Annotated in this window: 1 protein-coding gene; it reads right to left on the bottom strand. The window is 70.4% G+C overall.

Annotated elements, in window-relative coordinates; translation table 11 throughout:
* Positions 1-277 (bottom strand): VapE domain-containing protein (locus Q4528_RS13750; RefSeq protein WP_303522123.1); only part of this gene is annotated, 277 nt, incomplete at both ends.

Genomic DNA, 277 nt, shown 5'->3' with positions numbered 1-277 from the left:
CCTTCGACCTGTTCGGCCGCGTCCTTCGTGCCGAAGGTGCCCTCGAGCTCGGCGAAGAACCCGCCGGCAAGCACCTTGACCGCCGTGCTCTTGCCGCACCCCTGCGCGCCTTCGAGCACAATGAGCGTGTCCACCTGGCACCCCGGACGCAGCGCACGCGCCGCCATGGAGAGCAGGAGCACGCGCCCCACGGCGCAGTGATACGGCGTGTCCTCGCAGCCCAGGTAGCGCGTGCAGAATGCATCCACGCGCGGCACGCCGTCCCACTTCACGGCGC

This window comes from Staphylococcus pasteuri (assembly GCF_030547725.1).
Classification (GTDB): Bacteria; Bacillota; Bacilli; order Staphylococcales; family Staphylococcaceae; genus Staphylococcus; species Staphylococcus pasteuri.
This window is presented reverse-complemented; position numbering and strand designations above follow the sequence as displayed.